Origin of the sequence: Streptomyces sp. NPDC052299, assembly GCF_040679335.1 — a bacterium.
In the GTDB taxonomy this organism is placed as follows: Bacteria; Actinomycetota; Actinomycetes; order Streptomycetales; family Streptomycetaceae; genus Streptomyces.
This window is the reverse complement of sequence record NZ_JBFAUP010000001.1, coordinates 573,581-585,269: the sequence shown is the minus strand read 5'-3', so window position 1 is coordinate 585,269 and position 11,689 is coordinate 573,581. Positions and strand designations below refer to the sequence as shown.

General features: G+C 72.8%; 15 protein-coding genes. 4 read left to right on the top strand and 11 right to left on the bottom strand.

Translation table 11 applies throughout. The annotated features are described in order from the left end of the window. The 11 genes from AB0L33_RS02675 to AB0L33_RS02625 form a co-directional block, all read right to left on the bottom strand. Entirely contained in the window at window positions 1-426 is a 426-nt protein-coding gene (locus AB0L33_RS02675) for a hypothetical protein (protein ID WP_365677271.1), read from the bottom strand. Beyond that, the gene (locus tag AB0L33_RS02670; RefSeq protein WP_073966377.1) at window positions 426-848 is read right to left on the bottom strand and encodes a TadE/TadG family type IV pilus assembly protein; all 423 of its coding nucleotides are present in this window, start codon (window positions 846-848) and stop codon (window positions 426-428) included. The genes AB0L33_RS02675 and AB0L33_RS02670 overlap by 1 nt, the downstream gene beginning before the upstream one ends. A 1-nt stretch (window position 849) precedes the next feature. After that, window positions 850-1,257: a TadE family protein gene (locus AB0L33_RS02665; RefSeq protein ID WP_365677270.1), complete on the bottom strand. Its 408-nt coding sequence runs from the start codon at window positions 1,255-1,257 to the stop codon at window positions 850-852. Beyond that, window positions 1,257-1,481 carry a hypothetical protein gene (locus AB0L33_RS02660; protein WP_161209902.1) on the bottom strand — a complete coding sequence of 75 codons (225 nt, stop codon included), beginning with the start codon at window positions 1,479-1,481 and terminating at the stop codon, window positions 1,257-1,259. Before AB0L33_RS02660 ends, AB0L33_RS02665 begins: the two co-directional genes overlap by 1 nt. 104 nt (window positions 1,482-1,585) lie before the next feature. Further along, window positions 1,586-2,476 (bottom strand): hypothetical protein, encoded by an 891-nt coding sequence (locus AB0L33_RS02655; protein ID WP_365677269.1) that lies wholly within the window; start codon window positions 2,474-2,476, stop codon window positions 1,586-1,588. Beyond that, window positions 2,473-3,387, bottom strand: coding sequence for a type II secretion system F family protein (locus tag AB0L33_RS02650; protein ID WP_365677268.1), 915 nt, complete (start codon window positions 3,385-3,387; stop codon window positions 2,473-2,475). Before AB0L33_RS02650 ends, AB0L33_RS02655 begins: the two co-directional genes overlap by 4 nt. Next, complete coding sequence (locus AB0L33_RS02645; protein WP_365677267.1) at window positions 3,384-4,931, bottom strand: CpaF/VirB11 family protein; 1,548 nt, start codon at window positions 4,929-4,931, stop codon at window positions 3,384-3,386. The genes AB0L33_RS02650 and AB0L33_RS02645 overlap by 4 nt, the downstream gene beginning before the upstream one ends. After that, on the bottom strand, window positions 4,921-5,790 hold the full coding sequence (locus AB0L33_RS02640) for a hypothetical protein (protein ID WP_365677266.1): 870 nt from the start codon (window positions 5,788-5,790) through the stop codon (window positions 4,921-4,923). The genes AB0L33_RS02645 and AB0L33_RS02640 overlap by 11 nt, the downstream gene beginning before the upstream one ends. Continuing rightward, window positions 5,790-6,482: an SAF domain-containing protein gene (locus AB0L33_RS02635; protein ID WP_365677265.1), complete on the bottom strand. Its 693-nt coding sequence runs from the start codon at window positions 6,480-6,482 to the stop codon at window positions 5,790-5,792. Before AB0L33_RS02635 ends, AB0L33_RS02640 begins: the two co-directional genes overlap by 1 nt. A gap of 64 nt (window positions 6,483-6,546) precedes the next feature. Continuing rightward, complete coding sequence (locus tag AB0L33_RS02630) at window positions 6,547-7,491, bottom strand: hypothetical protein (RefSeq protein WP_365677264.1); 945 nt, start codon at window positions 7,489-7,491, stop codon at window positions 6,547-6,549. Further along, window positions 7,485-8,057 (bottom strand): hypothetical protein, encoded by a 573-nt coding sequence (locus AB0L33_RS02625; protein ID WP_365677263.1) that lies wholly within the window; start codon window positions 8,055-8,057, stop codon window positions 7,485-7,487. The genes AB0L33_RS02630 and AB0L33_RS02625 overlap by 7 nt, the downstream gene beginning before the upstream one ends. 363 nt (window positions 8,058-8,420) lie before the next feature. On the opposite strand from AB0L33_RS02625, the gene AB0L33_RS02620 reads away from it, so the two are divergent. The 4 genes from AB0L33_RS02620 to AB0L33_RS02605 all read left to right on the top strand — a co-directional run bounded on the left by AB0L33_RS02620 (window position 8,421) and on the right by AB0L33_RS02605 (window position 11,672). Beyond that, on the top strand, window positions 8,421-9,323 hold the full coding sequence (locus AB0L33_RS02620) for a hypothetical protein (RefSeq protein ID WP_365677262.1): 903 nt from the start codon (window positions 8,421-8,423) through the stop codon (window positions 9,321-9,323). A gap of 114 nt (window positions 9,324-9,437) precedes the next feature. Next, window positions 9,438-10,718 (top strand): conjugal transfer protein, encoded by a 1,281-nt coding sequence (locus AB0L33_RS02615; RefSeq protein ID WP_365677261.1) that lies wholly within the window; start codon window positions 9,438-9,440, stop codon window positions 10,716-10,718. 37 nt (window positions 10,719-10,755) lie between these two features. Continuing rightward, on the top strand, window positions 10,756-11,091 hold the full coding sequence (locus tag AB0L33_RS02610; RefSeq protein ID WP_365677259.1) for a hypothetical protein: 336 nt from the start codon (window positions 10,756-10,758) through the stop codon (window positions 11,089-11,091). Then, on the top strand, window positions 11,088-11,672 hold the full coding sequence (locus AB0L33_RS02605) for a TcpE family conjugal transfer membrane protein (RefSeq protein WP_365677257.1): 585 nt from the start codon (window positions 11,088-11,090) through the stop codon (window positions 11,670-11,672). Before AB0L33_RS02610 ends, AB0L33_RS02605 begins: the two co-directional genes overlap by 4 nt. The last annotated feature ends 17 nt before the right edge of the window (window positions 11,673-11,689 follow it).

Below are 11,689 nucleotides of genomic sequence, written 5' to 3'. Positions count from 1 at the left end.
TCACGACCCTTCGGGGGCGACGACACCGTGGATGAGCGTGGCGTGCCCCTCCCCGTGGACGGACATGGAGGAAATGCCGACGACCGTGAGGAAGCGCGTGTCGTACGTGTCGGTCACGGTGACCGTCACCCGCTTCCCGTCGGCCGACACCGTCGCGCTGCCGTGCGCCCCGGCCGCCGAGAGGTACGCCGCGGCGGCGGCCTGCGCGGCGGCGGGCTGGGCGACGACGGCCTTGCCCGGGATGGCCTGGGCGGGATCGATGGCCTGGCCGCCGGCCCGGGCGGCCTCCATGGCGATGGCGTCGGCCCGCTCCGTGGCGCGCAGCTTGCCGCCGCCGTCCACGGTGATCCCGATGACGGCGAGGAGCGCCACGGTGATGATGGCGCTGTAGACGGCGATGCCGCCCCGGTCGTCGTACGTACGCATCAGTCCCGCTCCCGGTACGCGTCGACCGCCGAGGTGAACGTCGACGTGAGGGTGTGGCTGCCGGGGGCGCCCGGCAGCATCAGGTCGGACAGCGGAACGGTGCACGCGACCGTCACGCGGACCGTTCCGACGGTGCCCAGGGGGGCGTTGAGCCCCGACGCGTCCACGCTGACGCGCGTGCCGGAGCAGGTGAGGCCCTGGTCGGCCAGGGTCTCCTGCGCCGCGGCCAGGGCGTTGCTCCGCGCGGCCCCGGCGGTGCGCGAGATGGACGCCTCGCGGGCCGCGTCCTCCGCGGCGGCGTCCACCTTGTTCCCGGCGGTCACCACCCGGCCGCCCGCGAGGGCCAGGCAGAGGAAAATGATCATCAACGGCGTGACGATCGCGGCCTGGATCGCCTCGCTCCCCCGGTCGTCCCAGTTCACTTCATCCCCCGGTCGTCCAGCGCTCCACGGGTCCGGACGCGCTCTGTGTGATCGTCAGCCCCGGCACCCCGGGGAGCAGCGACGGTGCGCGTCCGGTGACCTGGACGCGGATGCGCTCCGCCGTGCTGCCGCCCGTGGAGACGGACGGGCCGAGCAGCGTGTTGCCCGCGATCCGGCCGAGCACGTCCTGCGCGCGCTCCGCCCCGGCGCCCGGGCCCGACTCGTAGACCCGGGCGGCCGCGACGCCCTCGCGCGCGGCGGTCAGGGCCACGTTGCGCGCGTAGTACCAGAGCGACACCTGCACCACCGCGATCGTCAGCAGGATGATGAAGGGGAAGACGATCGCCATCTGGACCGAGGTGTCGCCGCGGTCGTCCAGCGGGCGGCGCGCGACGACCGCGGGCTTCATCAGATGCCCGCCAGCTTGCCGTTGTACCTGGAGATGACCGTCGCGATGGTGCCGGCGATGAGCAGGGCGCCCGTCACGGCGGCGACCCAGATGATCACCGTGGTGATGCTGACGTCGCCGCGGTCCGGGTCCTTGGCGCCCTGCTCGACGCGGTCGGCCAGCACCGCCAGGACCATGGTCAGGGATACAGCGGCCCGGTTCGTGAGCTTGTTGATCGCGTTCATGCTGCGAGCCTCCTCGTTCCTTCTCTTCGTGTGCGTCGACTCCCTTGTGAGGAGACGTCGTTGGGGGTGACGGCGGTTCGGCCCGTAGCCGGTTGTTACCGCTGTTACGTCGCCATGATGTTGATCACCGCGGGGAAGGCGACCATCAGCATCACGAGGACGGCGAGGAGCGCGCCGGGGGCGGTCATCTTCTCGCTGTTCTCGTTCGCCTCGGCGGCCTGCTTGGCGAGCAGTTCGGTCCGCAGGGACTTGGACCGGGCCCGCAGCGTCGTGTAGACGGCGGCGCCGTCGTGCGCCGACATCCGCATGATCTCGGCGACGTCCTCCAGGACCGGCAGGTCCAGCTCCTGGGTCAGCTGGACCAGCGCCTCCCACGGCGGCACCTTGTCCACGCGGGCCCGCATCATCGCCTCCTGGAGCCGGGTGAAGGCCCAGCCCCGGCCGACGGCGGCGGCCCGCTCCAGGGCCTCGGTGGGCCCGGAGTCGGCGGCCCGCTTGAGCGCGACGAGGTCCAGATAGGCGGCGATCGCGTGCGAGAACTCCTCGCGCGCCCGCGCCGCCTGGTCCCGTACGGACAGGTCCGGGATGAACCAGAGCAGCGTGCCGAGCACCAGGCCCACCACGACCGGCAGGTAGAACGGCACGCCGAGCCCCATCAGCGTCCAGGCGCCGACGACGACCGGCGGGATCAGCAGTCCACCGCCCGCCAGCGCCGCCTTGAGCAGCAGGAACCGCTCGGGGGTCTGGCCGACCAGCGCCAGGTCCTTGCGCGGGATGGTGACCCCGGGCAGACCCTGGAGGTGTTCCAGCAGCCAGGCGCCCCACTCGTCGTCCCGGCTGGCCGGGCCCGTCTCCTGGTCCGGCTCCGGCGCGGTGGCGTTCAGGCGGCGCAGGCCGGCCGCCAGGTCGGGCTGCGGGCCGACCAGTTCACGGATGAGCAGGGCGAGGCCGCCGCCCACGGCGAGGCCCGCGAAGATCGCGGCCGGGGGTATCACGACTGGGCCTCCTGGAGCGGTTCGGGCGGTTCCGGCAGCTTGACCCGGCTGCGCGGATCGGCGATCAGGAACCGGGCCACCGGACGGTGGTCGGCCAGCGAGCGCATCCAGATCAGCACCCCGGCGAACGCCGCCGTGAGCAGGGCCAGGACGAGCTGTCCGAGGAGCGTGCCGTAGGGCGCGGTGTAGCTGGGGACGAGGAATCCGGCCCCGACCACGCAGAGCGTGATGATGGTCATCCACCGCACCGTGGTGCGCGGCTTGGCCCGGTCGGCCTCGATCTGGCGGCGCTTGCCGACCTCTTCGCGTACCGCTTCGGACAGGTCCTCCAGCGCCTGCGCGAGGCCGGGCCCCCGGTCCGATGCGCAGAGCATCAGCGCGGCGAGCACCTTGTCGGCGGTGACGTCGTCCAGCGCGTCGGCGAAGGACTCCAGCGCGTCGGCGGGACGCCAGCCGACCTGGAGGCGGTCGGCGAGGTCGGCGATCTCGTGCTCCAGCTCGGTGGGCGCGCCGCGCCGGCTGGCGATCATCGCCTGTTCCAGGCCCATGCCGAGCCGCAGCACGTCGGACAGGCGCTGGGTCCACTCGCCGAGCGCCTCCAGCTTGTCGATGCGCACGGTGGCGTTCTTCGTGGGCGAGAGCAGCCAGGGCACCCCGACCACGGCGGCGCCGACGAGCAGCCCGCCGGTGAAGACACCGGTGATCACCCAGACGGCCAGGCCCAGGACGCCGCCCGCGGCCCAGCGGGTCCGGCGGCGCATGGCCGCGTCGTGCGCCACGCTGCCGCCGAGGCCCTTCCGGGAGCGGCGGACGGGGCGCGGGGCCGTCGTGCCGACCAGTCCCGCGACCAGGCCCACCAGGCCGCCCGCGACGGCGAGTCCGGCGAGCACCCACATCAGCATCAGGTTCATCCGGCCATCACCTGGAGATCCAGCGGGCGCGGCCAGGAGCCGCGCGGGTTGTCCAGCAGGTGGACGGGGAAGCCGACCCGGACCAGGTCCTCCAGGCAGGAGGGGTGCATGTGCGGGACGGCCCTCGGCTCGCCGGGGCGGGGCGCGAAGATCCGGTTGGTGGCGGGGCGGCCGTTCTCGCCCATGCCGGTGACCTCCAGGACGTGCGAGACGAACCGGTGGCGCCTGCCCTCGATGCGGGTCTCGTCGCGCATCGAGACGAACACGATGAAGTCGAGCCCGTTGGCCGCCTGACGGTAGGCCAGCTGCTCGGTCATGTTGTCCTGCGCCAGCAGGTACAGCTCCGCGATGCGGTCGAAGACGATCTCGGGGCGGCGGGCGTGGATGGTGCAGAGGTTGCCGCCCTTGCCGTTGGTCATCGCCTGCATCATGGCGACGATCTCCTGGCCGCGGACCTCGCCGACGACGACCCGGGACAGCGACATGCGCAGCGCGCGGTGGATGAGGTCGAGCAGGGTGATCTCGCCCGCGCCCCGGCCGTCGGCGCCGCGTTCGCCGTTGGATTCGCGGGACTCCATCGGCACGACCTGGCGGTGGAAGCCGTTGGTGTGGGCGAAGAGTTCGAACTCCGTCTCGATGGTGGCGAAGCGCTCGTCCGGGTCGATCTCCTTGAGCAGGGCGCGCAGCAGCGAGGTCTTCCCGACCGCCTGCTCGCCCGTGATCATGATGTTCTTCTCGGCGCGCACGGCGGCGGCGAGGAAGGCGGCCAGGGTCTCGTCGATGGCGCCGAGCCGGATCATGCCGTCGAGGTCGACGTCCTTGACGCGGTGCCTGCGGATGGTGACGAAGGTCTTCGGGGTGACCCCGGTGACGGCCTGGAGCCGGGAGCCGTCGGCGAGGCGCAGCGCGAGGAACGGGTCGGCGGTGGACAGGGTCCGCTCGCTCTGCCCGGTGCGGCGCGCCAGGTCGCGGAGCATCTCCTGGAGCTCCTCGTCGGAGTCGGCGACGGGCGCGACCCGGACCCGTCCGCTGTCCCCGTAGTCCAACCACACCTCGTCGTAGCCGTTGATGAGGATGTTCTCGACGCGTTCGTCGTCCAGGTAGGGCTGGAGGCGGCCGGCCCGGAAGAGCATGTCGTAGACGGCGGAGGCGAGGGCGGCGTCCTCGGCCTGGGTGGTGCTCGCCCCGCGCTCGACGGCGATGGCGTCGGACCAGACGGCGACGGCCTCGTTGATCAGCGCCCGGCCGCGCTGGGCCTGGGACTCCGGGCTCATCCGGGCCGACGCCTTGATCTCCTGGGCGAGCCGGTCCGCGACCCGCTTCTTGATCTCGCCGGCGACCCGGTAGTCCACGGTCGCCTGCGGGAGGCGCGTCTCGCCGAGCGCCCGGATCGAGGAGACCCCGGCGGCGGGACGCTGCCCGGCGCGCGGGTCGGTCCGGGGCGGGACGGGCGGGCCGAACTCGCCGCGCTTGAACGCGACGGTGTGCTCGGCGGCCGGGCTGGGGTGCATCACGGGGTCCGGGTGCAGGGGGTTAGCGCGCATGGGCCATGTCCCCTTCCCCGTGCGGTCCCTGCTGGTTGTACGGGCCCTGGTTGTACGGGCCCGGAGCGCGCGGTGCGAGGCGGTCGCGGCGCAGGGCGACCCGCTCGCGCAGCGGTCCGGTGGCCGCGCGGGCGGCGCGCATCAGGTCGGAGCGCTCGAAGCGGCTGCCGCCGTCCACCCCGTCGGACAGCACCTCGGCCTGCTTGGGCCGCCAGGGGACGGTGGCGAGCACCGGCACCCCGAGCGCCTTCTCGACCTCGCCGGACTTGTAGGGCCCGCCCTCGACCAGCAGGACGGCGAGCGCGTCGGCCCCCGTGCCGCCGGGCCCGGCGAGCGACTTGCGCAGCGCCTCGACGCGGACCTGGGCGCTCTGGACTCCGCGCAGGGTGTTGCGGACGACCATCACGACGACGTCCGCGCGCTTGGCGAGCACCGCCGACGCGCCGAACGCGCCGCGCCGGCCGAGGTCGACCAGGACGTCGTGCTGGTGGTCCTCGATCCGGGCGAAGAGCTCGGCGAGGCTCCCCCAGGCGGGGTCGAGACCGGCGGCCTGCGCGGGGTCGGTGATCCCGGGCAACAGGAGCCGGCTGCTGCTGTTGTCCTCGGAGATGTCGACCAGCTGCCGCCAGAACGCCTCGACCAGTTCGTCCTTCCGCTGGGCCACGGCGAGGTTGCGCAGCCCGTAGCGGGCGTCCATCCGGCCCTGGAGGGCGCCCGCGAGCACGGCCCCGCCGTCGGGGTCGCACTCGGCGAGGATCAGCCGGCGTCCGGGGTCCAGGGGCCAGGCGAGCAGCAGGGCGAGCGCCGTGCTGGTCACCCCCGGCGCCCCGGTCCCGCCGGCCAGCGCGATCACGGACATCAGGAACCGCTCCCGCTCTTCACGACGATCGCCACCCGGCCGGTGGCGGCCCGCGCCGCGAGGGCCGGTCCGTCGGTCGCCGGGACGGCCACGTCGATGGTGGCGACCCCGGTGGCGTCGGCGGGGTCGCCGACCGCGACGACGGTGGCCGCGATGGTCTGCGGCGGGGCGTCGGCCGTCTCGTCGTTCTCGCCCGGGGTGCTGACGATGAGGACCTTGCGCCCCGGGAACAGCCCGGAGGTGGGGCGCTGGGAGGGCTTGGTGGCGACGCCGACGAGGGTGTCGCCCTGCTTGAGGAGACTGGTGTTCGTGTACTGGTCGCGGGCGAGCAGGGCGCCCGGGGTGAGCGCGACCGCGGCCCGCTTGCCGACGACGCTGCCCCGGTCCACCGCCTTGACGGGCTTGAGGGCCGGGTCCAGGGATATGGAGACCTCGGTGAGGTCGCCGTCCTCGATGACCTCGCCGGCCGCCACCTCGTGGCTGACGGCGAGCACGTCGGTGCGCTCGCCGGTCGCCGTGAACAGCAGGGCGCCGGAGAGGCCGCCGACCGCGGTCAGCGCGAGGGACAGTGCGATGAGCGCCGGGCGGCGCCGTCGCTGCTTCAGTGCCCGCGGGGGCGCCACCGGGGTGGGTCCGGGGGTGCCCGGCGCGCCGCCCTGGTAGGGCGGGGCGGCGGTCTTGGTCCTGCTCAATGGGTGCCTCCAGCAGTGCTTTCGCTGCTCGTGCTCGTCATCGGGCGGTGCTGCGTCCCGGTCGTCAGCCGACGACCTGGAGTTCGCCGATGGCCACGGTGGTGGCGGACTCCCGGCTCTCGGTCAGGTCGCCGCTCTCACCGCCGCCCTCCCAGTGGATGGTCCACGTGGACGTGGCGGTGACCTTGAACTTGTTCCCGGCCTTGCCGCGCGAGGTGTGGCGGTAGACGTGCCCGCAGTCGGGCGACTCCCGCTTCCCGTACGACTCCTGGTAGGGCTCGCCGGGCTTGGTGCAGGTGACGGACGAGCCGTCGCCCATGTTCCACACGACCTTCGACACCTTGGCGGTGGCGGTGACCGTGACGGCCCCGGCGGTGACGGTCCTGGTCTGCGGTCCGGTGGTGTTCGGGTGCTGCTTGTTCCACATCCAGACCGGCAGCCCGACCAGGCCCGTGCGGCCCGGCTCCGGCGCGATGCCGATGTCGGCGCCCTTGAGGGTCATCTGGGCGACGGCGCGCTCGGCCAGCTCGGCCGGGGTGGGCCCGGCGTCCTTGCCGATCGTGCCGTTGGGGAAGAAGGTGTCGCGCGGGACGAAGGTCCCGGCGCCCTTGTACGGGAAGTCCGGGCAGTTGGTGGGGTGGTAGATGTCGCCCTCGTCCGGCTTGTGGTTGCCCCACATCATGTAGTCGTCGGCCGGGGGCTGCGGGTCGAGCAGAATCCAGTAGCAGGACTCGTTCCAGAAGCCGAGCCCCGGCACGTAGCAGGGGATCTCCTGGCCGTTCTCCCGGTGGCACTTGCGGCCGCCCCCGGAACCGCCGCCCGTGCCCCCGCCGGAGCCGCCGTCGTCCCCGGGCTCGCCCGGGTCCTCGGCGGTGATGTCGCAGACCTGCGCCCCGGGCGGGCACTTCACGCCGCCCTCGGCCACGGCGGCCTGCGTTCCGGCCAGCAGCAGCGCCCCGGCGGCCAGGGCGGTGAGCACTCCGCGCGCGTGGCGCCCCCGGGTCAGCACGTCCGGTCCTTGTCGATCGTGTAGTCGACGATCCGCCAGCCGCCCTTGCCGTCCTTGGCCGTGGTGGCCTTCGCGGTCCAGGGGCGACGGTCGTCCTCCTTCACACCCGCAATCGGTTTGCCCGTCGCCCGGCGCACCACGATCCCGGTCACGTCGACGCAGTCGCTGATCGTGGCGGTGTGCACCGAGGAGTCCACGTCGACGGCCGTGACCTTCGGCGCGATGGCCGGCGGGCCCGTGTAGGTGATGTCCGTCTTCTGGTAGTACGTGAAGGCGTCGATGATTTTCGCCGCGGCGTCGCCGGTCGTGTAGTCGCTCAGCTTGACGTCCTTCATGCTGCCCGTGGAGTACGCCTTGGTCTGCGCGTCCCACATCCCGCGGTACGCGGCCAGGGCGTCGCGCTCGGCCGCCGCGCGCTTCTTCTTCGCGCCGTCGTCCTTGGTGCTGCTCGCCGTCGGCTCGGCGGGCTTCTTCTCGTCCTCCGCGCCGCAGCCCGTGGCCAGTACGAGGAGGCAGACCGCCATCCCCGAACAGGCCATCAGGCCGGTCTTCCTCCCGCGTGCCATCGGACCCCCCTGGTCCTGCGCCCGAGTGCGCAGCGTCGTCTGTGTCCGGAAAGTGATGTGCCGTCATTCTGCATGACAAGTCCGCGCCGAACGGACGCCGTTCTGTCACAACTATGTCCGACTGCGGTGACAGAAGGGCTGGTTGTCGACCTGCGTGTGAGCAGAATCTGATCGCCTCACCCGCCACATCGATCACTTCTCTGCCGGCAGCTCGGCAGTCGCTTCGAGTCGGCCGGTCAAGACCTTGTCCGCGACGCCCACCACCCTTGCCCGGAGGGCTTCTTCACGCGGACAACCGGGCGGTCAAGGGGCGGGGCGCACCATCAGCCGTGTTCCACAGCACGTCCAGGGGGAGAAGATCCAATGCGTACCGACGCACCACCGCGTACCCGGAACGACGGGCTCGTGGGCCGCCTCAACGCCGAGTGGGCGGGCCTGAGCCAGGACGAGACGTTCCGGCTGCACCTGCGCCGCTGGTACGGCGACCCGGCGCTCACCGGCCCGCAGTCCGTGCTCGACGCCCTGCGCGCCTGCCGGACCTCCGGCGACCAGGACCGCATCCTGCTCCCGCTGCTCCGGGCCGCCGTCACGGGCGGTCCGGGCGGCCCGCTCGCCGCCCGGACCGTGGTGCAGACGATGCTCCCGAAGGCGATACGCATCGCCCGCAGCCAGCTGCGCCCGCAGTACGACTGGGAGGAGACGGTCTCCCTCACGGTCGGCGCGCTCTACGAGGTCGTCCGGACCTACCCCGTCCACCGCCGCCCCCGGCGCATCGCGGCCAACCTCGCCCTGGAGACCCTGCGCCTGACGCGCCGCCTGACCGCACCCGACCCGTCCGCCGTTCCCCTGGACCCGGACAGCGCGGCCGGGTTCCTTGCCGCGGACGCCTGTCCGGCCTCCCAGGCCGAACTGACCCTGCTCCTCGCGAGGGCCGCCGACTACCGGCTGCTCGCCGAGGACGACCCGGGGCGCGCGACCGGCTGGGACGCCCGGGCGGAACTGGTCGAACTCCTCGTCTGGGCCCTGGAGTCGGGCGCCCTGGGCGTGGAGGACGCCCGCCTCATCACCGGCTACTACCGGGACCGGCCGACCGGTCATCCCGCCACCCCGCGCCCCTCCGCGCGGGACGGCGCCCGGCAGCGGCAGCGGCGCAGCAGGGCCGTCCGCCGGCTCGCGGTCGCCGCCTCCGGCAGGCTCGCGGCCCCCGACAGGTCCGCCGCCCCGGACAGGCGCGCAGCCTCTGACAGGTTCGCGACGGCGAAGTGACGAAGCGGTGACACAAGTCACCCAGGATGGTGGCTTGTTGACGTCACACACGTACGGCCGGATCCACCTGCCCCAGGCACACCCGATGCTGCGGACCGCTCAGGGAGACATGCGATGAAGCGCGGCCTCAGGCTGGCGAACAAGAAGCAGAAGACCACCGAACAGGCACCGCCGGAGCCGAAGGCCACGCGCACCTCGCGCTATGCACCGGCTCCCCAGATGGTGCCCGCCGAAACACCCGGCGAGGAGGAGACCGACGAGCTGGACGAGGCGGCCACCGGCTGGCAGCAGACCACCGTCAAGATGGCGGGCCTCACCAAGGTGGTCACCGTCGGCGTCTGGATTCTGGTCCTGGCGGGGCCCCTCCTGGCGTTCTTCGCGGTGGCGGTCGCCAGTTCGTCGCGGGCGACGCCGGTCGCACGCGCCGGGCAGTCGCAGTCCCAGCCGTCCGCCACGGGCCCCGCGGGATTCGCGGAACTGTACGTGACGGCCTACCTGTCCGCCGGGGAGGGAACGGAAGAAGACCTCCTGCCGTACTACTCCGAGCCCGTGGGCCTGTCCAACAAGCCCAATTCCCGGCACGCCACCAGCGTGACCACCGTGGCCGCCGAGCAGGTCGACCCCGGCTACTGGGCCGTGACCGTGGCCGCCCGGATCTCGGCCAAGGACGAGAAGGGGAAGACCACCGATCAGGGGCTCCACTACTTCCGGGTCGGCGTCCAGGTCGCGGGGACGCCCGAGGCGGGCGGAACCGCCAAGCCCACCGCCTCCCCCACGACCACCGGAAGCACCGGCGCCGCCGAGAGCCCCAAGCCCTCGGGCAGCCCGAAGCCGTCGGGCAGCTCCGCTCCCGAGGCCGGCACGGGCCCGACGGCCCTGTACGCCGCCACCTCGCTGCCGGCCGAGGTCAACGCACCGGTCTCCTCCGCACACGGCGGGCTCGTCTACGGCCCCGACCGCAGCGCGCGCGGTGGGGCGGTCTCCGACACCGTCAGCCGCTTCTTCGCGGCCTATCTGACCGGCCAGGGCGAGCTGGACCGCTACGTCTCCCCCGGGCTCCAGGTCTCGGCGATCGTGCCCGCTCCCTACCGGTCCACGCTCGTCACCGGCCTCCGGGACGACGAGGAGAAGTCCGGCGAGGAGGCCGGGAAGGAGACGGTGCCGGCCGACGGCACGACCCGGCGCGTGCTGGTGTCCCTCAGCGCGACGGCAGGCGGGCAGGACTACATGCTCACCTACGCGCTCACCCTGAACACACGGGACGGACGCTGGGAGGTCTCGGCCCTGGAGACGGCTCCCGCGCTCGACCCCGACCGGACCGGACCCGTGCGCGGCAGCGCCGAACCCGCACCGCAACCGTCCACAGACTCCTCGTCGGGCTCCGCCGAGGACTGAAAGACCCACTAGCTCATCACACGAGGGGAAACAGACTGTGAGCTACGCCAACACCGACCAGGTACAACTGGCCGGAGACATCCTGGACTGGGCCGGCACCCTGAACGGCACCGTCAAGACCCTGGCCGTCTCGATCGCCGGCACCCTGGCCGTGGTCGCGACCGTCATGGCCTACTGGAAGACGAAGTCCTGGGCAGGCACCCTCGCGGCCGCCGTCCTGGGCGCCGTCCTGGTCTTCGCCGTGAGCAACATCGACAGCCTGAGCAACATGGTCGACAGCGAGGTCCCGGACGAGGACTCCGTCGGAGCCCTCTCCGTCACGGGGACCGAGCCGCTCGGCCAGACCATCGTGATCCCGGCCCACCTGCGGTGAGCGAGCAGCCGGCCGGCGGGAAGGTTCTGGTCGGGCATTCCTACACCCGTGCCCGCAAGCACCCGCTCGTCATCGGCAAGCTCCCCGGCGGAGGACGGATTCCGGGCGGGCCGTACACGATCACCCAGGTCATCACGATGGCGGGGGTCTTCGTACTGCTCCTGCTGGTCCGGGACCTGTGGGCGTTCTTCGGCATCGGAAACGCTCTTGTCATGGTCATCGTCCCGTGGGGACTCGCGTGGCTGATGCGGTACGCCCGGATGGACGGCCGCGACCCCGCACGGGCCCTGCTCGGGCTGCTGACCTACGGCACCTCTCCACCGGGGGGCCGGCTGGCCGGCCGCCCACAACGGGCCTTCAGGACCAAGCTGGTGACCGGGCGGGTGACGATCAACGTGCGGCCCCCCGAGGAGCCCGCGCCGTCACCCGCCCCCGCGACCCGCCCGGTACGGCTCGTCCCCACGACGGGCCGTACCGGGGGGAACCCGGACGACGTGGCCCCACCCGCAGCCGGCCCCGCGCCGGTCCGGCCCCGTACCCGCCTCCAGGAGCTGCTCGACGAAGCAGAGCGGCAGCACTGAACCGAAGGATGGATGAA

Bases quoted from the DNA above. Each gene is read 5' to 3' on its own strand.
- AB0L33_RS02675 (WP_365677271.1), bottom strand. From the start codon at position 426: ATGCGTACGTACGACGACCGGGGCGGCATCGCCGTCTACAGCGCCATC.
- AB0L33_RS02665 (WP_365677270.1), bottom strand. From the start codon at position 1,257: ATGAAGCCCGCGGTCGTCGCGCGCCGCCCGCTGGACGACCGCGGCGAC.
- AB0L33_RS02660 (WP_161209902.1), bottom strand. From the start codon at position 1,481: ATGAACGCGATCAACAAGCTCACGAACCGGGCCGCTGTATCCCTGACC.
- AB0L33_RS02650 (WP_365677268.1), bottom strand. From the start codon at position 3,387: ATGAACCTGATGCTGATGTGGGTGCTCGCCGGACTCGCCGTCGCGGGC.
- AB0L33_RS02645 (WP_365677267.1), bottom strand. From the start codon at position 4,931: ATGCGCGCTAACCCCCTGCACCCGGACCCCGTGATGCACCCCAGCCCG.
- AB0L33_RS02640 (WP_365677266.1), bottom strand. From the start codon at position 5,790: ATGTCCGTGATCGCGCTGGCCGGCGGGACCGGGGCGCCGGGGGTGACC.
- AB0L33_RS02625 (WP_365677263.1), bottom strand. From the start codon at position 8,057: ATGGCACGCGGGAGGAAGACCGGCCTGATGGCCTGTTCGGGGATGGCG.
- AB0L33_RS02620 (WP_365677262.1), top strand. From the start codon at position 8,421: ATGCGTACCGACGCACCACCGCGTACCCGGAACGACGGGCTCGTGGGC.
- AB0L33_RS02615 (WP_365677261.1), top strand. From the start codon at position 9,438: ATGAAGCGCGGCCTCAGGCTGGCGAACAAGAAGCAGAAGACCACCGAA.